Origin of the sequence: Pseudonocardia asaccharolytica DSM 44247 = NBRC 16224, from assembly GCF_000423625.1 — a bacterium.
Taxonomy (GTDB): domain Bacteria; phylum Actinomycetota; class Actinomycetes; order Mycobacteriales; family Pseudonocardiaceae; genus Pseudonocardia; species Pseudonocardia asaccharolytica.
On record NZ_AUII01000006.1, the window covers coordinates 65,442 to 84,638 of the forward strand.

The following is a 19,197-nucleotide window of genomic DNA, read 5'->3' on the forward strand; positions in this document are numbered from 1 at the left end:
GGCGGGCTCGGTCATCCGGCGTGGCCGAGCCGCGCCGAGATCTCCTTGGTGGCGTCGACGACGTCGTGCACCAGCGCCTCGATCATCTGTGCGGGCATCCGGAAGCGAGGTGCGGGCAGCGGGCCGGCGAGCGCCAGCAGCCCGAGCCCGAGGCGGAAGCGGCCGCTCGTGGGGTCCCGCTCGACGTAGCCGGCGTGTTCGAGGCCAGCCTCCCGGCCGTAGTAGTGCGACGGCACCCCGAAAGGAATGGCCGTAGCCGAAGGTCCGGTTCGGCAACAGCCCATGGGCCTGATAGATCTCGTTATCGGGGAAGGTGCGGGCGATCTCGCGGACCATCCCCTGGGTGCCGACCAGCGCGACCTCGTGCTCCGGGACGCCCTCGCGCACCGCGGCGACCACGGCCCCGCCGCCCAGATCCGCGATCCGCGCGCCGTGCCGGATCAGCTCGATCTTCTCCGCGGGCACCGCGTCGGCGACGTGGGCGCGCAGCAGGCCCGGGATGCGGTCGTCCTCCACACCGAGCAGGGCCGCTGCGCACACCGGCCCGCTCGAGCACGGTGGCGACCGCATGCAGATGGTTGTCGCGCCGCCAGTCGGTATAGACGATGTTGTCACCGAAGCTGCGCCGCCACGGCTGGCCTGCGTCGATATTCGCCGAAATGGTGGCGTGGCTGTCCTCGGTGACCGCGAGGCCATAGGGCCTGCCGAATGCGGGGTATAAAAAGTCGCTGTAATAGTTGATGTTGTGGTAGCTGGTGAACAGCACCGCCGATGCCCGACTCGGCCATGTGCTTGCGCAGCAGGGTGAACCTTCGCTCCATCTCCATGGCGGAGAACGTCGGTGCGTCCTTCGCGCCGTTGTGGATGTCCTTGAGTCGTTCGAGGTTCGTTTCTCTACTTTCCGTCGACAATCAGGACCGCTCAGGCCAGCGGCCGGCCTGCGGTCTCCGGGCAGGCGAGCATGGCCAAGAGGGCCACCACCGCGGCTGCGGCCAGGTAGTAGGCCGGCGCCAGCTTGCTGCCCGTTGTGGAGATCAACAGCGTGGCGATGAACGGGGCGGTACCGCCGAAGAGCGCGTTCGCGGTGTTGAAGCTGAACGCGAACCCGGTGTAGCGCACGCGGGTCGGGAAGCATTCGGTGAGATAGCAGGCGAGTGTGCCGTCGTTCAGGGTCAGGAACGCGCCCGGCAGGATCTGTACCACCACGATCGCGGCGAACGTCGCCGTGTCGAGAACGGCGAACAGGGGCACGGTGCCCACCATGAACAGCACTGCTCCCGCAATCAGCGCCTTCTTCCGGCCGAACCGGTCCGAAAGCGCCGCCGAGCAGAAGATGAATCCGTGCAGACCGGGAGCATCGCCCCGGACCTCGGCAGGACGGTCCTCGATCGCACCCTCGGCGAGACCGACCCCGAGGTGCACGCGACCGTCGCCGCCGAGCTCACTCGGCAGCGCACGACGTTGGAGATGATCGTGAGCGAGAACTTCGCGCCGCTGGCGGTCATGGCCGCGCAGGGCTCGGTGCTGACCAACAAGTACGCCGAGGGCTACCCCGGCCGGCGCTACTACGGCGGCTGTGAGCACGTCGACGTCGTCGAGCGGCTCGCGATCGACCGGTTGCGTGCCCTGTTCGGCGCGCGGTACGCGAACGTCCAGCCGCACTCCGGGCGCAGGCCAACGCCACGGTGATGGCCGCCCTGCTGGAGCCCGGCGACACCATCCTCGGCCTCGACCTCGCCCACGGCGGTCGCCTCACCCACGGGATGCGGCTGAACTTCTCCGGCAGGCTCTATGACGTCGCGGCCTACCACGTGCGCGAGTCCGACCACCTCGTCAACATGGACGAGGTCGCGCGGCTGGCCCGCGAGCACAGGCCCAAGCTGATCATCGCCGGCCGGTCGGCCTATCCCCGCCACCTCGACTTCGCCGCCTTCCGGCGCATCGCCGACGAGGTCAGCGCCTACGCTCTACGCGCTCGCGGTGAACGAGGAGAACGCTGCCGGGGGGCCGGATCGTCACCGCCCCCACCAACGGGGCCGCCGGGATCGTCCCGGCCGTGCTGTACTACTACCACCGGTTCTGCCCCGGCGCCGACGATGACGGCGTGATCCGGTTCCTGCTCACCACGGCCGCCATCGGCACGCTGTTCAAGGAGAACGCCTCGATCTCCGGTGCCGAGGTCGGCGCCGGTCTCGCGCATCGTCTTGATGGCCTTGCGGGGGTCTCGCGCTCAACATCGTCGAGTGTTGATCGCGACGGGCCGGTGGGCGGCAACCGGAGCTCCGGGTCCGGTGCGCGACGCGCGGGGCGGATGGTCAGGAGCGGCACGCGGTGCCTAACCTTGGGCTGTGTCAGGAATTCCGTCGAGTGCCGGCGCGCCCCCGGGCCCGGTGAATCCGGCGGTCATGCGCGACGTGCTCGGCCACTTCGTGTCCGGCGTCGTCGTGATCACCGCCCACGGCGGCGCCCGGCCGGTCGGGTTCACCTGTCAGTCCTTCGCCTCGCTGTCGCTGGATCCACCGCTGGTCAGCTTCTGCCCGGCCCGCACGTCGACTACCTGGCCCAAGATCCGCGAGATCGGCCGGTTCTGCGTCAACGTGCTCGCCGAGGACCACCAGCACCACAGTCTCCGGTTCGCCCGCTCCGGGGTGGACAAGTTCGCCGGCGTCGAATGGCAGCCCGCGCCGTCGGGCGCGCCGATCCTCGAAGGGGTCAGCGCCTGGATCGACTGCTCGCTCTGGCAGGAGTACGACGGCGGTGATCACACCATCGCCGTCGGCCACGTGCACGATCTCGGTGCCGCCCCGGACCGGCTGCCGCTGCTGTTCTACCGCGGCCGCTACGGTATCGCCGACGTCTCGGCCCCCAAGGAGGGCAACCGGTGAGCGGGATGCTCGCCGAGCTCAGCCCCCGGGCCTGACCCTGCGGGTGGCCGGCCCGCCGTCGGCCAGCGCGGCGAGCAGCTCGCCGAGTGCGTCGAGGCGGTGCGCGCTCACCAGCGCGTCGCAGTAGGGCAGAGCCGCCGCCATCCCGCCGACCAGCGGGCGGTAGTCCGCGTGCCGGGTGCGGGGGTTGGCCCACACCACCCGGTGGGCCAGCCGCGACAGCCGCGCCATCTGCGCGCCCAGCTCGTCGGGGTCGCCGGTGTCCCAGCCATCGGAGATGATCAGTACGACAGCGCCGCGCGCCATCCCGCGGGCGCCGTGGTCGTCGAGGAACCGCTTGAGGGCCTCGCCGATCCGGGTGCCGCCCGACCAGTCGGGGGCCAGCGTCGAGGCCCGCTGCAGCGCGACGGCCGGGGTGGTGTGGGCCAACGCCCTGGTGAGCCGGGTCAGCCGGGTCGCGAAGGTGAAGATCTCGGCGCGGGCGGCGCCGCCGGCGCAGTAGAGCAGCTGCAGCAGCGCGCGGGCGTAGGGCTCCATCGAGCCGGAGATGTCGCACAGCACGACGAGCCGCCTCGGCCGCGGCCGGCGGGTACGCCGGACGAGCCGGACGGGGTCGCCGGCGGTGCGCCGGGCCCCGCGCAGGGTGGTCCGCAGGTCGATGCGGCGCCCGTACCCGGCGCGGCGGGTGCGCCGGGAGCGACGCGGCGGCGTCGCGATGCCGAACCGCCGCATCGCCGCGGCCAGGACTCGCAGCTCCTCGGGCGTCAGCACGTCGAAGTCGCGGGACGCGAGCCGTTCGGCCGCGCTCGCCGCCGCGCGCACCGGGGTTTCTGCCGGCCGGTCGGGCCGGTCACCGGTCCGCCCCCCGGTGCGGGCGATCCCGTTCCCGGCCGCGCCCGGCCATCCGGACGCGGCCGGACCGGCCGCGTCCGGGGCGGGGTCCAGGGGCGGCGAACCGGGGTCGCCGCGGTGTTCGGCCTCGTCGACGAGACCGCCGAACACCGCGGCGAACACCCGCTCGAGTACCGGGATCTGGGCGGGGTCGGTGACCAGGGTGGCCAGCGCGCAGTGGTAGAGCCTGCGCGTCGTGGCCGGTTCGGCGGCAAGCACCGCGCGGGTCAGCCGCTCGGCACGGTCCGGCCCGACCGGCAGCCCGGCGTCGCGGCAGGCGGCGGCGAACCGGGCGGCGAGCGCGGGCAGGTCACCGGTCACAGGGGATACCCGACTCGCGGGCACGTGGGTCCGCTCAGGCACGGGCGATCAGAGTGGCCAGGCCCGCGTTGCGGGCGGTGCCGATGTCCTCGTCGTATTTGAGCACCGCTCCCAGGGTGCGCTCGGCGGCGGCGTCGTCGAGCGCCGGGACCCCGAGCATGTGCAGGGCGGTCGTCCAGCTGATCGCCTCGGCGACCCCGGGCGGTTTGAGCAGGTCGAGCCCGCGCATCCGGGCCACCGCGCCCGCCACCTGCCCGGCCAGCCAGCCGGCCGCCACGGGCACCCGGCGGCGGATGATCTCCTCGACGCGCGCCGGGCCGGGATAGCCGATCCAGTGGTAGAGGCAGCGGCGCTTGAGCGCATCGTGCAGGTCGCGGGTCCGGTTCGAGGTCAGGACCGCGACCGGCGGGACGACCGCCCGGCGGGTGCCCAACTCCGGGATCGTCACCGCCGCCTCGGCGAGCAGCTCGAATAGAAACGCCTCGAACTCGTCGTCGGCCCGGTCGATCTCGTCGATGAGCAGCACCGCGGGCCGCGGACCGGGATGGCTGATCGCGGCGAGCAACGGCCGGGCGAGCAGATGGTCGGGGGTGAACAGGTCGGCGTCGCGCAGCTGCTCTCCCCGCGACTCCGCCAGCCGGATCGAGAGCAGCTGCCGGGGGTAGTTCCACTCGTAGAGCGCCTCGGACGCGGTCAGCCCCTCGTAGCACTGCAGGCGCAGCAGCGGGGTGTCGAGCACCTCGGCCAGTGCCACGGCCGCCTGCGTCTTCCCGGCCCCGGGTTCGCCCTCCAGCAGGATCGGCTGGCCCATCGCGACGGCCAGGAACAGCGCCGTGGCCAGCGCATCGTCGGCGAGATATCCGGTGCGTTCCAGGCCCGCGCGCAGTCCGTCGACGTTCACGGCGCCTCCGGCGCCCGTGGGTGTGCAGTACCGCCGGAACGTGACTTCTCGCTCACGAGCCGCGCAGCGGCAAACTGGGCAAAGATCGACAGGGCGATCTCGCCCGGGGTGCGGGCGCCGATGTCGAGGCCGGCCGGGGCGTGCACCTGCCGGCGCTGCTCCTCCTCGACGTCGAGCCCACCCAGCACCGCCGCGGCCCGGCGCCGGCTCGCCACCAGCGCGATGTAGGGCACCCCCGACCGCAGCGCCGCGGTCAGCACCCGTGCCTCGTCGCGCCCGTGCGAGGCGACGACGACCGCGGCGGTGTCGGCCGGGAGCGCGGCGACCGGATCGATGATCGGGCGGACGTCGTAGTCCAACGCCTCCCCGACCCGCCGCAGCGCATGCGCGACCGGGGCGTCGCCGAGGACCGCCACCAGCGGCGCGGGCAGCACCGACTCCAGGAAGATCTCCAGGCTCCCCCCGGAAAGGCAGTGGTTCTCGACGGTCCGCAGCCCGGGCTCGGGTGCCGCGTCCCCGCCGCCGCCCGGCGTGATGCGCAGCAGGACGGACTCGCCCCGCTGCAGCATCCGCAGGCCCTCCAGCCGCATCGTCGACTCGGCGCACACCCCGCCGACGAAACCCTCCACGGTCCCGTCGGGCAGCACGAGCGCCTGGTCACCGGGTTTCGCGCTGGTGGGCCGCTCGGCGCGGACCACCGTCGCGAGCACGAACGGGGTCCGGCACCCGCGCAGCTCCCCGGCGCGGCCGGCCAGCCCGATGCCGTTCACGGCTCACCCGATGGCCAGGTCGGTGCGCAGCGGGCGGCCCTGCATGGCCCGCCACACCTGCGCGGGGGTGAGCGGCATATCGGCATGCCGCACCCCGATGGCGTCGAGGACGGCGTTGACCACGGCGGGCGGCGAGCCGACCGTGGCCGACTCCCCGACGCCCTTGGCGCCGATGGGGTGGTGCGGCGAGGGCGTCACGGTCTCCCCCAGCTCCCACGACGGACACTCCACCGCGGTGGGCAGCAGGTAGTCCATGAACGACGCACCCAGATGGTTGCCGTCGGTGTCGAACGCCATCACCTCCATCAGCGCCATCCCGATGCCGTCGGCGAGCCCGCCGTGCACCTGCCCCTCGACGACCATCGGGTTGATCCGCACCCCGCAGTCGTCGACGGCGACGAACCGGCGGACCTTCACCTGGCCGGTGCCCGGATCCACGTCGACGACACAGACGTAGCCGCCGCACGGGTAGGTGAGGTTGGGCGGGTTGTAGACGCAGGTGGCGTCCAGATGCCCCTCGACGCCCTCGGGCAGCTCCAGGTCCGAGTGCGCGGCCATCGCGATCTCGGCCATCGCCTTCGACGCCGAAGGATCGCCCTTGACGTGGAAGCTGCCCTTCGACCATTCCAGATCGGCGGGCGAGACCTCGAGCATCGCGGCGGCGACGATCCGGGCCCGCTCCCGGACCTTGCGCGCCACCACCGCGGCGGCCGCACCCGACACCGGTGTCGAACGCGAACCGTAGGTGCCCAGCCCGAACGGGGTCTGGTCGGTATCGCCCTGCACAACCTCGATGTCGTCCGGGGAGATCCCCAGCTCCTCGGCGACGATCTGAGCGAACGTCGTCTCATGCCCCTGGCCCTGCGATTTGCAGGACAGGCGCAGCACGGCCTTTCCGGTGGGATGCACCCGCAGCTCCGCGCCGTCGGCCATGCCGAGCCCGAGGATGTCCATGTGCTTGCGCGGTCCGGCGCCCACGGCCTCGGTGAAGAACGACAGCCCGATACCCATGAGCTCGCTCGCCTCGCCGCGCTCGAACGCGGCGCGCCGGGCGGCCTGCTCGCGGCGCAGCTCCTCGTAGCCGACCATCTGCAGCGCCAGCCGGAGCGTCTGCGGGTAGTCCCCCGAGTCGTACTCCCAACCGGTCGCGGTCGTGTAGGGGAACTGCTCGGCCCGGATGAGGTTGTTCATCCGCAGCTCGGCAGGATCCCACCCCTGGTCGGTCGCGAGCACGTCGACCAGCCGCTCGATCAGGTACACCGCCTCGGTGATCCGGAACGAGCAGGCGTAGGCGACGCCGCCGGGCGCCTTGTTGGTGTAGACGCCGGTGACGGCGCAGTGCGCCGCCTGCAGGTCGTAGGAGCCGGTGAAGACGTGGAACAGCCCGGCCGGCATCTTCGACGGCTGGGCGGTGCCGTTGAACGCGCCATGGTCGGCGAGCACCTTCACCCGGACCCCGAGGATGGTGCCGTCCTTGGTCGCCGCGATCTCGCCGTGCATGTGATAGTCGCGGGCGAAGGAGGTGCTCATCAGGTTCTCGGAGCGGTCCTCCACCCACTTGACGGGGGCGCCGGTGACGATCGACCCGACGACCGCGCAGACATATCCCGGATAAATCCCGACCTTGTTGCCGAACCCGCCGCCGATGTCCGGCGAGATGATCTGGATCTTGTGCTCGGGCAGGCCCGCGACCAGCGCATACACAGTGCGGTGCGCGTGCGGGGCCTGGGTGGTCGTGTACACGGTGAGCTTGCCGGTCACCGGGTCCATGCTCGCGATCGAGCCGCACGTCTCCATCGGCGCCGGATGCGTCCGCGGGTAGACCATGTCGCACGAGGACACGACGTCGGCCCGGGCGAACACCTCGTCGGTGGCCGCGGCGTCGCCTGCCTCCCAGTCGAAGATGTGGTTGTCGGTACGTCCTGTGATGTCGTCTCGAATCAGCGGCGCGTCGGGATCAAGGGACTTTCGAGCATCCACGACCGGGGTGAGGGGCTCGTACTCGACGTCGATCAGCCCGAGCGCATCCCGGGCGGCGTAGCGGTCCTCGGCGACGACGAACGCGACCTCCTGCCCCTGGAACCGGACCTTGTCCGTGGCCAGCACGGCCTGCACGTCGTGGCTGAGCGTCGGCATCCAGGCCAGGCCCAGCCCGGCCAGGGTCTCCCCGGTGATCACCGCGTGCACCTTGGGGTGAGCCTCGGCGGCGCTGGTGTCGATCGCGGTGATCCAGGCGTGGGCGTACGGGCTGCGCAGGATCGCCCCGTGCAGCATCCCGGGCAGCCGGATGTCATCGAGGTAGTGGCCCTTGCCGCGCAGGAACCGGGCGTCCTCCTTGCGGCGCATCGGACCGTAGCCCCGCGGTGTGGTCGCGGCGGCCGTGATCGAGTCGATTCCCGCGCTCATGCTCGGGCTCCCTTCACCTGCGACAGCTCGGCCGCCGCACGCACCGAGCGGACGATGTTCTGGTAGCCGGTGCAGCGGCAGACCTGCCCGGAGATGGCTTCCCGGATCTCCTGCTCGGACGGATCCGGGTTGCGGTCGAGCAGCCAGCGGCCGGTCATCAACATCCCGGGGGTGCAGAACCCGCACTGCAGGCCGTGGTGGTCGGAGAAGGCCTGCTGGATGGGGTCGAGACCGTCGGCGGTCGCGAGATCCTCGACGGTGCGGACCTCATGCCCGTCGGCCATCGCGGCGAGCACCGTGCACGATTTCACCGGGGTGCCGTCGAACCAGACGACGCAGGTCCCGCAGTTGGACGTGTCGCAGCCCCAGTGGGTGCCGGTCAGCCCGAGATGGTCACGAAGCAGGTGCACGAGCAGCAGCCGGGGCTCGACCTCGACCGTGCGCTCCGCGCCGTTCACGGTGACGGTGATCTGCATGTCAGGCCCCCTCGGTCTCGACGGCGGCGCCGGCGGCGCGGGCGGCGGCCCGGCGCAGCGCCCGGGTGGTCAGCTCCCCGGCCAGATGACGCTTGTAGTCGACCGGGCCCCGCTGGTCGGCCACCGGGTTGCAGTGCGCGGCGGCGATCCGCCCCGCCGCGGCGAAGCTCTCCTCGGTGGCCGGTCTGCCGCGCAGGAAGTCCTCGGCCTCCTCGGCGGCGAAATGGGCGGCGCCGACGGCGGTGAGCCCGATGCCGACATCGGACACGGTGTTCCCGTCCAGCCACAGTACGGCGCCCGCGGCGGCCACCGCCCAGTCGCCCGCCCGGCGTTCGACCTTGGTGTAGGCGCTGCCGCCGCCCGGCCGGATCGGGACCCGCAGCTCGGTGAGGATCTCCGCGGCACCGACGACGGTCTGGTACGGCCCGGTGTGGAACTCGCGCACGGGCACGGTGCGCTCGCCGTCGGCGCCCTGGATGACCGCGATGGCGCGGACCGCGCTGAACGCGGCCGAAAGATCCTCCGACGGATCGGCCTGGCACAGCGATCCGCCGACGGTGCCCCAGTTGCGCACGATCGGGTCGGCGATGACCCGCTCGGCGTCGCGGAAGATCGCGAAATGCTCGCCGACCACGGCCGAGTCCAGCAACTCCGCGTGCCGGACCAGCGCGCCGATCCGCAGCAGTCCGGAGTCCAGGCCGATCCTGGTGAGCTCCGCCAGGTCGTTGATGTCGATCAATGTCTCAGGGTTGGCGATCCGCAGCTTCATCATGGGGATGAGGCTGTGTCCGCCCGCGACGAGGCGGGACTCCGGGCCGTGGCGGCGCAGGAGGTCGATGGCGTGCGCGACGCTCGTCGCCCTCGCGTACTCGAACTGGGCAGGCACCTGCATGGTCCCTCCCGTGCTCCGGTTGGACGAATGAACATCATCGTGATGCCGATCACGTTCGGGTTCAAGAGCCGGATAACCCTTCGCTTAATCCCCTGGTCGCGCACACTGTGTCAGGTGACACTGACGCAACTGAGCGCCTTCGTGCTCGTCGCCCGGCTGGGCTCCGTCCGGGCGGCGGCGACGGCGCTCGGGGTGAGCGAGCCGGCGGTCTCTCAGGCGCTCGCGGCGCTGCGCCGCCATCTCGGCGATTCCCTCGTGATCCGCGGGGATGCCGGCATGGTGCTGACCGAGGGCGGGAAACGGCTGGTCACGATCGCCGCCCAGATGGTGGGGCTGGGCGCCGATGCCGAGGCCGCGGTGCGTTCGGCGCAGGGCGCGCCCGATCAGCTCCGGCTCATCGCACCCAGCGAGATCGTCGAGTTCGTCGCGGGCCCGCTGGCCGCGGCGTTCAGCACCCGCAGCGGCAACGGCGTCGAGGTCTCCTCCGGGGTGGCGGGGGTGGCGGAGATGGCCGTGCTGGTCGCGCAGCGGCTCGCCGATGTCGCGCTCGGGCCCTATCTGGGGGCCGACCGCAGCCTCGGCCTGGTCAGCGACCCGATCTTCCGGTGCCGGCTCGTCGTGCTCGCGGCGCCGGACACGCCGCCGCGCGGCGCCCCGGCGCAGTGGCGATGGCTGGTCGATCCGTCCGGCACCGATCCCGGCAGCGACATCGCGCGGCTGCTGCGCACGCTCGGCATCCCGGAGTCGCGGGTGAGTGTCTATCCGAACCAGACCGCGGCGTGGGATGCGGCGGCGCGTGGGACCGGCGTCGCACCGGGGATCGCGCATCTGGCCGCCCATCAGCTACGCCGCCGGGAGCTACAGGTCGTGGAGGTTCCCGGCACCCCCGTCGCACTGAGCTGGTATGCCACCACCCTGCCGGCCGACCGGCGGTCGGCGTCCACGGGCTCGCTGCGCCGCTTCCTCGACACCCCGGAGGCGATGAAGCTGCTGCGGGCTCCGGGCGCCGGCGTCCCGCCGTCGCGGTTCCGGCCACCGGTGTTCGTGACGCTCTGGAACTGAAGCCTGTCACCCCAACAGCGGGAACCGGTACGCGTCGGCTCCCAGCAGCGTTCGTTCCCGCGCGGTCAGCGGCACCCGGCCGGTACCGGCCCGCAGGTAGGACACATCGTCCCACGGGACGGGGACCGCGCTGCCGAGCAGCCCGTCGAGTACCGCGCGGACGGCGGTGAGCCCCGGCCCGGACGGACCGGGCCGGTCCAGATGGGCGACGAGGTCGTCGTGGTGCACGGTGGCCTCCACGGCGAGGATGTGGAACAGGTCGTCGACCCGCAGCGCCCGCCCCCGGGTGCGCACCACCGCCTCGCCTGCCACTCCCGCGCCGAGGTGCAGCAGCGCGGCGACCGCATCGGCATACTCGGTGGCCAGCTGCTCGATCCTCGGATAGAGGCTGGCCAGAACCCGCACGCCACGCCGGTCGGCACCGGGGGACGGGTCGGCGAGCAGGCCGGGGGTCCAGTAGCGGATGGCGTCGATGTCCGGCGGCCCGTCGGCCGGGGTGCCGAGCGCGACCAGCGCATGGCGGACCCCGCCGAGCAGATGCGCCACGAGGTCGCGCACGCACCAGCCCGCACACGCCGTCGCCGCCCACCCCTCGGGCTCGGCCAGCGACGTCACCAGCCCGACGAGATCCCGGTGGACCTCACCGGCCAGCTCCCGCGTCGATGGTGAACTGGTACTGCGGCACACCGCTGCTCCTCATACCTGTCATACCTGGCGATCGAGCCGGGCAGACGCCGACCGGCACCCGGCCCGCCGGCCGAACCCGCAGTATTCCGGAGAATCGGGCGGACGACGGCATCCCGGAGGATCACCAAATGAACGCGGTTCGGACGGTCGGTGTGGCGCAGCGACGCGCCCGGCTCGCGGTGCGTCACCGGCTGGTGCCCGACGCGCGCATCGGCCCGCGTTGTTCGACCACAGCGGCAACATCGGGCCCACGGTGTGGTGGGACGGGCGGATCGTCGGCAGCTGGGGTCAGCGCCGCGACGGCGAGGTCGTCGTCCGGCTGCTCGAGGACGTCGGGGCCGAGGCACAGGCGGCGGTCGAGGCCGCCGCGGGACGGCTGGCCGACCAGCTGGACGGCACCCGCGTCACCCCGCGTTTCCGCACTCCGTTCGAACGCGAACTCGCCTCGTCCTGAGCCCCTGTTCCGCACCGAGCTGTGCTTTCCTGGTCACAGCCCGACATGCGGTTCCCGGCAAACGGGCGGATGGTGGGGATGCGATGAGTACCCACGGACAGCGGTTCCGGCGGCACCGGACACCGGTCATCACCGACGCGCCGATGTCACCGACCGAGGAGCGGCGGCACCGGGAACGGGTCTACTCGACCCTGATGGCCGTGCATCTCGTCGGGCTGACGATCGGCGCGCTGCTGTACTTCCAGGCGTTCTGGGTCGGGCTGGCGATCCTGATCGTGACCGGTCCGCTGCCCTGGGTCGCCGTCGTGCTGGCCAACGAGCGCACCCGGCGTCCGGGCGGGCCGGGCCACGTTTCGTCGCCGCACGATCCGGGCACCTCGGACTCGTGACGCACCCGGCGCTGGATGCGCCGTCCCCCGGCGAACGCGAACGGGTGCACCATTCCCGTTACCTGGGCCTGCGCGACGACAAGCCGGCCGCCGACGTGGTGTGCGAGGGATGATCGCGCCGTCCGTCGGTCGCTGCGGGCGCCGGCTCGGCCGTGCCGCAGGCGCATGGTGCTGTGGGAGGCTGGATGGGGTGATGCGCGCCGTTGCTGCCGAAGGACCGACCCGATGCTGAGGACCGCGCAGCGCCGTCCCGAGCCGCCGCGGCGGCATCCCCGGCGCCACCTCGGGGGCCTGCTGCGCGAGCTGCGTTCCTGGCCGACGCTGCTGCTCATCGCGCTCTGCGTGTTCGCCGGTATTCCGGCCGCGGTCGCGCTCACCCCGAACCAGGAGATCGTGACACTCGGCCAGCACATCAGCGTCGGCGCCCGGACGCCGACGCTGTCGGTGGCCGGGCCCGCGCAGCTCGTCCAGATCGGCAACACCGAACTCGACATCCCGCGGCTTCGGGTCTACGGCCCGCTGCGCCCGCAGCTCGTGCTGGGTCCGGTGCAGCGCAACGCGGCGGCGGCGGAGGTGCTCGACCCCGATCGCACCCGGCAGGCGCGGGAGGACGCCACGACGACGCTGACCAACGGGTTTCTGCGCTGGTACGCGTTCGGCGCGCTCGGCCTGGTCGCCATCACCCTCGCGGCCAGTGCCATCGCCGGCTGCATCCGGATCCTCGCCCTGCTGCGACGGCAGAGCCGGATCGACCGCGCGCACCTCAGCATCGCCGAGATCTGGCATCGCAGCGCGGGGACGCTCGGGCGGATGACCGTGCTGGCGTTGACCGCGTCGCTGCTGGCCTGGGGTGCGTGCGGAGCGATGGCCTATCAGGGCACCGTGCGCGGGCTAGCGCACATCAGTTCCCTCTCCGATCTCGTCGGCACCTACCACGTCTCCCCCGCACCGGTGGGGCCCAAGGTGTTCGGTTACACCGGCGCCGTGATCGGCGACTCCCGGGTGGCGCGGGTGGGTGGACCCCCGATCCCCGACGCCACGCCCGCGGATCTCGCCTGCGAGCGCAGCGCCGACTCGCTGGCCCGCGAGCTCGGCCGGTTGCTCACCACCCAGGTGCGCAACCTGGCGTGTTCGGGTGCGACCATCACCGAGGGCCTGCGCGGACCGCAACAGCGCGGGGACCAGACGGTGCCGGCCCAGGTCGGCCTGCTCAAGCAGATCGACGGGTTGCGCTTCGTCGTCGTCGCGATCGGCCCCAACGATCTGGGCTGGGCCGATTTCCTCAGCTACTGCTACGGCGCGCCCGACTGCACGGACAACCTCACGCAGGGCGAGTTCGACTACCGGCTCGCCGCATTCGACCGCGAGTACGGCAATCTGCTGCAGGACCTCGGCGAGCTGCCCGAGCGGCCCCAGGTCGTGATCATGACGTCGTACGACGTGTTCGACCCCGACGCGGACTGTCCGGACTCGCACGGTCCCCCCGGCGTCGCCGGGCTGGACCGGGCCAAGATCGAGCTGCTGAGCGCCCGCAACGCCGCGCTCAACTCCATCCTGCGCAGCGGCGCCGAGAAGTACGGTTTCGACGTGGCCCGGCCCGGGCTCGCCCAGCTGTGCACCGGGCCTGCGGGCGATGCGCTGGGCCCCGATCTGCAGGGGCTCGCGGCTCCCCATCCGTTCCACCCCACCGGGGTGGGCTCGCTGCGGATGGCCGCGGCCACCGCGCGACTGCTCGAACCGCTCCCCTGAGGCGGGGCCCCGCGGCGGGGTTACTGCGGCGGGGTCACCGATCGCGCAGCCCGCGGGCGCGACGCTGCCGACCCTCCTCGGAGTCGAGCCGCTCGCCGATGGTGCGCAACGAGTTGCCCAACCTGCGCATCGCGTCGGCGCTGAGCGAGGAGACCACGAAGCTCTCCTCGGCGTTGAACCGCGGGAACAGCTCCTCGATGAGCTGGCGGCCCTTGCCGGTGAGCTCGACGATGACGAGCCTGCCCTCGGTCTCGTGCGCGCGACGGGTCAGCAGCCCCCGGCGCTCCAGGGTGGCGAGCACGCCGCTGAGGGTGCTGCGGTTGACGCCCACCTCCTCGGCCAGGTGGCGGGTCTGCAGCTCGCCGTGCAGCCAGAGCACCCAGAGGACGACGAAACCCGTCCAGGTCAGCTCGCTCTGCTTCAGCACACCCTGCTCGAGGTGATGGCGGATGCGCATCGCGATCCGCTGGATGCTCGAGACCGTCGTCAGCGCCTGGAGATCGACCCGCTCCCCGGCGGTCTGCCGATCAGCGAGCAGCTCCGCGACGGATCGTGGATTCGATCGTTCGCTTCCGATTCTTTCTGCACGTACGGTACCGGCCGGTTCTGCCCGATCTCGTCGCCGTGCCGAGGGCCCACCCGCCATGTCAGAATAATAGCGAGTAATGCGCGAACAGACCTTCTCCTGGGGGCACCTGTCACGGGTCGGCCTAGCGCCGCTGCCGCCATCAGTGATCGCGGCGGGGCAGTGATTAGCCGAGGGCATTTCTTCGCAGACACCGAAGGAACGCCATCCGGCCCGGAGCCGGAACGGGCGGAGGGCCGGATGCGCGCGGTGGTGCCGCGCCGTACATCGACCCGATGACGCCGGGTTCATCGTCTGATCCAGACCATTACCTGCCCATTCGGAGAGGTGGCCGGGACACTATCCACGAGAAACAACCTGGACAGTGTCCGGGCCGCCACGTGGTCCACCGAGGCCGAAGCGCCATGGCGGCCGCCGCACCTGCGCTCGCTTCGCGCGGGCACCCCGACCAGGGGTGGCGCGGTGCCGAACGGCACGAACCGGGCCCGCGGCGTCGCCACCCACCCCGAGTACGCACCCCACAGGCCCGGCGCAGCCGATCGGAAGGCTGTGCGGTCGCGACGTTCGGGCGGTCGGCGGTGGACATATCCGCACGCCTGAAATAGTCCCGCCCGGCGCATCCGGCCGCCTTACTTCACGCCATCTCTCCAGGCACGTGAGAAGGAATTCTGAAACCGCCGGACAACGGTCTGAATGGAGCCGAACATCCCGGAAATGAGGGTGGTCCGGGCGGTGCCGCCCGGTCAGCCCCGCGGGTCCGCGCGCACGATGCTGCCCGCCGCGCCGTCGACGGTGATCATGTCGCCGGTCGCGAGCAGCGCCGTGGCGTCCGGGACGCCGACGACCGCGGGAATGCCGTACTCCCTGGCGACGACGGCCCCGTGCGAGTTCGCCCCGCCCATCTCCATGACCAGGCCCCCCGCGGTGAGGAACAGCGGCGTCCAGCCCGGATCGGTGGAGGGCGCGACGAGGATCTCGCCCGGCTCCAGCCGGGCGTCATCGGGGTCGAGGACCACCCGGGCCGGTGCCGTCACGACCCCGGCCGAGGCCGGGCTGCCGATCAGCGCTCCCGCGGCCCCCGCCGCCGGGGTCCGGACGGCCTCGGGCTGGGTCCCGTCGGAGCACATCACCCGCGGAACCTGCCGGCGACGCAGTTCCCGGTCGTAGTCAGTGCGCCGGCGTTCGACCTGCGACCGCAGGTCCGCCCCGGCCACGGCCTCGGCGGCCTGCACGAGGTCGAGGAAGAAGATGTCGGCCGGGTCGTCGAGCAGCCCGCGCCCGGCCAGTTCCTGGCCCACCAGCCCGAGCTGGGTGCGGGCCGCGGCGAACACCCGGATCAGCTGGTCCTTGTGCGTCTCGCGCATCCCGGCGAGCGCGCGGACCCGCCCGAGGGCGAAGCCGACCGCGGCCGCGCGCGGCCGGGAGCGCCACCGGACCCGGCCGACCACCGTCGCGATCGCCGCCGCCGCGGACCGCTCCCCCCGGGCGAACTGGGCGTCCGGGGCGAGACCGTTCCGGTCCGCGGCCAGCCGCAGATAGCCGGCCAGCACCCCGAACAGATAGGCCGGGTCATCCGACCAGCGCGGCATCCCGAGGTCGATCTCCGCGACCGCGTGGTGCCCGTGCGCCCGCAGGAACCCCGCGACGCCGTGCTGCAACACGGCGGGCAGCGCGCCGCGGTGGTAACGCTCGGCCAGCTCCGTGGGCGTCTCGTCGCGGACCGCGGCCGCCGCCTCGACGCTTTCCCGGATCCGCACGGCCAGCGCCCACAGCGCCAGGTTCATCTGGGTCGTGACGTTGTGCGGCAGCGATCGCAGCACCTCGTGCACGTCGTCGGCGGCGAGGTCCGGGCCGGCCAGCCTGCGCGCAACCTCGAGCATCGCGAACCCCGCCGCGGGGACCGGGACGACCGTGAGGAGCAGCGGATACACCCCGCGCAGCAGCCGCTCGACCTCCCCGAGCCGCTGCGCGGCGGTGAGCCCGGGCCGCACGGCCGTCACCGTGGCGAGCCCGACGTCCACCCGCGCGAGGTGGCGGCGGCCCGCGGCGGGCGAGGCCAGCGCCCGCAGCAGCCGCAGCGGGATCCGGAACCGCACCGACAGCCGCGCCACCCGGCGCACCAGCGGCCACCACGCGCTCTTCTCCACGGCATAGATCGGATCGTCGAGCAGCGATCGCAGCACCACGGCCGAGCGGGCCTCCATGACGTCGAACACCCGCGGCACCAGCGCCCGCCCGACTCGGCTGCGCAGCGCGGGGGTGGCGTCGACGAACAACCGCCCGCCCGCCGTGGCGAAACCGCGCGGGCCCAGGCGCGGGTCGCCGAGCGGGACGTCGAACAGGTGGTGCGCGGCGACCGCGCCGACGACCTGGAAGGCCGAGATCCCCATCGGGGTCAGCGGCCGGACCAGGCCCTGGGCCAGGCTCACGCAAAAGTACACGTGCCCGGGGGAGGCCGGCTCGGGCAGCGGGAACAGCGTCGTGATCGGCCGGGCCTGGGTGAGCCAGACCGCGCCGGAGGCGTCGATCGCCCATTCGAGATCCTGCGGGGCGCCGTAGTGCTCCTGGACCCGCGCGCCGACTGCGGCGATCCGCGCCAGCTGCGCCGCCGTGAGGCACGGCGTGGCGTCGGCCGGACGGTCCCGCCGCTGCGTTCCGCCGCCCGGCAGCGCCCGGATCTCCACCCGTTTGTCGCCCAGCCGCTGCTCGACGATCCTCCCGGTCGCGTCGATCACGAAATGGTCGGGGTTCACCGCGCCGGAGACGACGGCCTCACCGAGCCCGGGGCTGGCGTCGATCACGGTGCGGCCGCGCGCGCCGGTGACCGGGTCGGCGGTGAATGCCACCCCGGCCACCCGGGCGTCGACCATCACCTGGACGACGACGGCGAGCCGGACCGTGGACCGGTCGGTCCCGGCCGAGGCGCGGTAGGCGACGGCGCGCTCGGTCCACAGCGAGGCCCAGCAGGACCGCACCGCCTCGAGCACCGCGGCGGTGCCCACGACGTTGAGATAGGTGTCCTGCTGGCCCGCGAAGCTCGCGTCGGGCAGGTCCTCCGCGGTCGCCGAGGAGCGGACGGCGACCGGGACGTCGGCGCCGAGGCCGGCGTACGCCGCGGCCACCTGCGCGCTGATCCGCCCGGGGATCGGGACGGCGCGCAGCCGCGCGCGCAGCGCGGCCGCGTCGGCGGCGGTGATCGGCCCCGCGGCCTGCCCGCTCAGCCCGGCCGCGTCGGCGGCCTGGGCGTATGCGTCGGTCGTGAGGCAGAAGCCGGGCGGGACGGGCAGCCCGGCCGCGATGAGCTCACCGAGGTGGGCGGCCTTGCCCCCGACCTGCGTCCACGACGCGCCGGTGAGGCCGGCGAGATCCAGAACCAGGGGACGGTCGGCGGCGAGGGCGGACGGCTGCGGGCTGGCCATGGTTGACGGTAGCGCCGTCCGGCCTGAAGTTCAACGGCCGATGAAAATTTCGTCGCCGTCCCACCCCACCCACGGAGCGCGTTATGGAGCCATAACGTGCTCCCTGGCCCGACCCCAGCACGTTGTGGCTCCATAACGCGCTGGGCGGCAGGGTCCGAGAGTCCCGGCGCGCCGAGCCTTCCGGCCCTGGCGACGCCGCACCGACGGGACGAACGTGGGGACATGGCAGCAAGCGACGATCCCCGGGCCGGGCCCGTTGCGCGCGACGTTCTCGCGCGGGCCGTGGAGCATGCGCTGCGCGCCCCGTCGGTGCACAACACCCAGCCGTGGCGCTGGCGCATCCGCGGCGATGCGGTCTGGCTCTATGCCGATCTCAACCGGCAGCTGATCGGCACCGACCCGGACCGGCGCGACCTGGTGATCAGCTGCGGGGCAGCCCTGCATCACCTGCGCGTCGCGCTCGCCGGCCTCGGCGTGGCCACGACGACCCGGCGGCTGCCCGACCCCGAGGACCGCACGCTGCTCGCCCTCCTTCGCGCCACCGAGGGCCAGCCCGACCCCCGCGATGCGGCGCTGGCCGCCGCGATCGACCGGCGGCACACGGATCGGCGGGTCTTTCCGGACGAGCCCGTGGGGCCGGGCCGGCTGCGGCAGCTGGCCGAGGCGGCCGCCGGGCAGGGCGCCGAACTGCATCCGGTGGTCGGCGCCGAGGCCCGGGAGCGCCTGGTGGGTCTGCTCGGCGAGGCCGCCACGCGCCAGCGGTTCGTTCCCGGCTATCCCGCGGAGCTGGCGATCTGGACCCGTCGGTACCCGGGAGGCCGGGACGGGATACCGGCCACCGCGCTCCCTGCCCACCACGAGGTCGGACCGGAGGGCACAGGCCTGCGGCGGTTTCCCAGCGGCCGGCTGGGCACCGGCCACCACGTGCTGTCCGCCGACGAGGACGGCGCCGTTTTGATGGTGCTCACCACCGCGGGCGACGAGGTCTCCGACTGGCTGCGCGCCGGCGAGGCGACGAGCGCGGTGCTGCTGACCGCGACGCGTCTCGGGCTGGCCACCACGCCGCTGAGTCAGGCGGTGGAGATCGCCCACACCCGCCGCGCCCTCGCCGACACGGTGCTGCGGGTGCCCGAACATCCGCAGTTGCTCATGCGGGTAGGCCGGGTCCCGGCCGGCCCCGCGCTGCCCGCGACTCCCCGCAGGCCGCTGAGCTCGGTGCTGCAGCCGGCGGTCAAGGAAGGCTGAAGGTCGCCGCGCTGGTGGTCCTCGGCAGCGTCGCGCTGGCGTCCTGACGCGGCGCCCTCGGCCG

Annotated in this window: 16 protein-coding genes and 3 pseudogenes; 8 read left to right on the top strand and 11 right to left on the bottom strand. The window is 72.8% G+C overall.

The features are described from left to right. Window positions 1–11: 11 nt before the first annotated feature. Together G567_RS35445 and G567_RS33020 are read right to left on the bottom strand one after the other, a co-directional pair. Window positions 12–236 (bottom strand): hypothetical protein, encoded by a 225-nt coding sequence (locus tag G567_RS35445; RefSeq protein WP_028929758.1) that lies wholly within the window; start codon window positions 234–236, stop codon window positions 12–14. A 685-nt stretch (window positions 237–921) separates the two neighbouring features. Then, complete coding sequence (locus tag G567_RS33020; RefSeq protein ID WP_028929759.1) at window positions 922–1,422, bottom strand: MFS transporter; 501 nt, start codon at window positions 1,420–1,422, stop codon at window positions 922–924. Between G567_RS33020 and G567_RS34070 the strand changes: the two are divergent. The 3 genes and pseudogenes from G567_RS34070 to G567_RS0109265 all read left to right on the top strand — a co-directional run. Then, window positions 1,357–1,970 (top strand): annotated as a pseudogene (locus tag G567_RS34070) (PLP-dependent aminotransferase family protein); the annotation flags it as partial. The gene G567_RS33020 and the pseudogene G567_RS34070 overlap by 66 nt on opposite strands. Further along, window positions 1,963–2,176, top strand: a pseudogene (locus tag G567_RS33030) (L-serine ammonia-lyase, iron-sulfur-dependent, subunit alpha); the annotation flags it as partial. The pseudogenes G567_RS34070 and G567_RS33030, both read left to right, overlap by 8 nt. 229 nt (window positions 2,177–2,405) lie before the next feature. Beyond that, the gene (locus tag G567_RS0109265) at window positions 2,406–2,885 is read left to right on the top strand and encodes a flavin reductase family protein (RefSeq protein ID WP_051232720.1); all 480 of its coding nucleotides are present in this window, start codon (window positions 2,406–2,408) and stop codon (window positions 2,883–2,885) included. A gap of 18 nt (window positions 2,886–2,903) precedes the next feature. On the opposite strand, the gene G567_RS0109270 is transcribed toward G567_RS0109265, so the two are convergent. The 6 genes from G567_RS0109270 to G567_RS0109295 are packed head-to-tail and all read right to left on the bottom strand — an operon-like array spanning window position 2,904 to window position 9,542. Next, window positions 2,904–4,097, bottom strand: coding sequence for a vWA domain-containing protein (locus G567_RS0109270; RefSeq protein WP_028929763.1), 1,194 nt, complete (start codon window positions 4,095–4,097; stop codon window positions 2,904–2,906). Between the two features lie 34 nt (window positions 4,098–4,131). Next, a complete protein-coding gene (locus G567_RS27780) occupies window positions 4,132–4,998 on the bottom strand; it encodes an AAA family ATPase (RefSeq protein WP_051232656.1) in 867 nt (288 codons plus the stop codon). Further along, complete coding sequence (locus G567_RS27785) at window positions 4,995–5,768, bottom strand: XdhC family protein (RefSeq protein WP_084796003.1); 774 nt, start codon at window positions 5,766–5,768, stop codon at window positions 4,995–4,997. The genes G567_RS27780 and G567_RS27785 overlap by 4 nt, the downstream gene beginning before the upstream one ends. A gap of 3 nt (window positions 5,769–5,771) precedes the next feature. After that, window positions 5,772–8,174, bottom strand: coding sequence for an aerobic carbon-monoxide dehydrogenase large subunit (locus G567_RS0109285; RefSeq protein WP_051232658.1), 2,403 nt, complete (start codon window positions 8,172–8,174; stop codon window positions 5,772–5,774). After that, the gene (locus G567_RS27790) at window positions 8,171–8,650 is read right to left on the bottom strand and encodes a (2Fe-2S)-binding protein (RefSeq protein ID WP_037056502.1); all 480 of its coding nucleotides are present in this window, start codon (window positions 8,648–8,650) and stop codon (window positions 8,171–8,173) included. Before G567_RS27790 ends, G567_RS0109285 begins: the two co-directional genes overlap by 4 nt. Window position 8,651: 1 nt before the next feature. Beyond that, window positions 8,652–9,542: an FAD binding domain-containing protein gene (locus G567_RS0109295; RefSeq protein WP_028929765.1), complete on the bottom strand. Its 891-nt coding sequence runs from the start codon at window positions 9,540–9,542 to the stop codon at window positions 8,652–8,654. A gap of 114 nt (window positions 9,543–9,656) precedes the next feature. On the opposite strand from G567_RS0109295, the gene G567_RS0109300 reads away from it, so the two are divergent. After that, the gene (locus tag G567_RS0109300; RefSeq protein ID WP_028929766.1) at window positions 9,657–10,604 is read left to right on the top strand and encodes a LysR family transcriptional regulator; all 948 of its coding nucleotides are present in this window, start codon (window positions 9,657–9,659) and stop codon (window positions 10,602–10,604) included. A 6-nt stretch (window positions 10,605–10,610) separates the two neighbouring features. Here G567_RS0109300 and G567_RS0109305 read toward each other — a convergent pair whose 3' ends face one another. Beyond that, window positions 10,611–11,291, bottom strand: a complete 681-nt coding sequence (locus G567_RS0109305; RefSeq protein ID WP_051232660.1) for a maleylpyruvate isomerase N-terminal domain-containing protein — start codon at window positions 11,289–11,291, stop codon at window positions 10,611–10,613. 208 nt (window positions 11,292–11,499) lie between these two features. Here G567_RS0109305 and G567_RS36125 point away from each other — a divergent pair. The 3 genes and pseudogenes from G567_RS36125 to G567_RS0109325 form a co-directional block, all read left to right on the top strand. Continuing rightward, window positions 11,500–11,745, top strand: a pseudogene (locus tag G567_RS36125) (DNA glycosylase AlkZ-like family protein); the annotation flags it as partial. A gap of 83 nt (window positions 11,746–11,828) precedes the next feature. Next, window positions 11,829–12,134, top strand: coding sequence for a DUF3099 domain-containing protein (locus tag G567_RS27795; protein WP_051232662.1), 306 nt, complete (start codon window positions 11,829–11,831; stop codon window positions 12,132–12,134). A 225-nt stretch (window positions 12,135–12,359) separates the two neighbouring features. Beyond that, complete coding sequence (locus G567_RS0109325) at window positions 12,360–13,883, top strand: GDSL-type esterase/lipase family protein (protein ID WP_028929769.1); 1,524 nt, start codon at window positions 12,360–12,362, stop codon at window positions 13,881–13,883. A 34-nt stretch (window positions 13,884–13,917) separates the two neighbouring features. Here the strand turns inward: G567_RS0109325 and G567_RS34790 are convergent, their stop codons facing one another. Both G567_RS34790 and G567_RS0109335 read right to left on the bottom strand, forming a co-directional pair. Beyond that, the gene (locus tag G567_RS34790) at window positions 13,918–14,340 is read right to left on the bottom strand and encodes a MarR family winged helix-turn-helix transcriptional regulator (RefSeq protein ID WP_161631685.1); all 423 of its coding nucleotides are present in this window, start codon (window positions 14,338–14,340) and stop codon (window positions 13,918–13,920) included. Between the two features lie 872 nt (window positions 14,341–15,212). After that, the gene (locus tag G567_RS0109335) at window positions 15,213–17,888 is read right to left on the bottom strand and encodes a PEP/pyruvate-binding domain-containing protein (RefSeq protein ID WP_028929771.1); all 2,676 of its coding nucleotides are present in this window, start codon (window positions 17,886–17,888) and stop codon (window positions 15,213–15,215) included. A gap of 222 nt (window positions 17,889–18,110) precedes the next feature. Here G567_RS0109335 and G567_RS0109340 point away from each other — a divergent pair, with 222 nt between their 5' ends. Continuing rightward, window positions 18,111–19,133: an Acg family FMN-binding oxidoreductase gene (locus G567_RS0109340; protein ID WP_028929772.1), complete on the top strand. Its 1,023-nt coding sequence runs from the start codon at window positions 18,111–18,113 to the stop codon at window positions 19,131–19,133. Window positions 19,134–19,197 lie beyond the last annotated feature (64 nt).

Excerpts from the sequence above, each read along its gene's own strand:
- G567_RS0109295 (WP_028929765.1), bottom strand. The coding sequence starts at position 9,542 with ATGCAGGTGCCTGCCCAGTTCGAGTACGCGAGGGCGACGAGCGTCGCG.
- G567_RS0109285 (WP_051232658.1), bottom strand. The coding sequence starts at position 8,174 with ATGAGCGCGGGAATCGACTCGATCACGGCCGCCGCGACCACACCGCGG.
- G567_RS0109335 (WP_028929771.1), bottom strand. The coding sequence starts at position 17,888 with ATGGCCAGCCCGCAGCCGTCCGCCCTCGCCGCCGACCGTCCCCTGGTT.
- G567_RS27790 (WP_037056502.1), bottom strand. The coding sequence starts at position 8,650 with ATGCAGATCACCGTCACCGTGAACGGCGCGGAGCGCACGGTCGAGGTC.
- G567_RS0109265 (WP_051232720.1), top strand. The coding sequence starts at position 2,406 with ATGCGCGACGTGCTCGGCCACTTCGTGTCCGGCGTCGTCGTGATCACC.
- G567_RS0109325 (WP_028929769.1), top strand. The coding sequence starts at position 12,360 with ATGCTGAGGACCGCGCAGCGCCGTCCCGAGCCGCCGCGGCGGCATCCC.
- G567_RS34790 (WP_161631685.1), bottom strand. The coding sequence starts at position 14,340 with ATGCGCATCCGCCATCACCTCGAGCAGGGTGTGCTGAAGCAGAGCGAG.
- G567_RS0109340 (WP_028929772.1), top strand. The coding sequence starts at position 18,111 with ATGGCAGCAAGCGACGATCCCCGGGCCGGGCCCGTTGCGCGCGACGTT.
- G567_RS27795 (WP_051232662.1), top strand. The coding sequence starts at position 11,829 with ATGAGTACCCACGGACAGCGGTTCCGGCGGCACCGGACACCGGTCATC.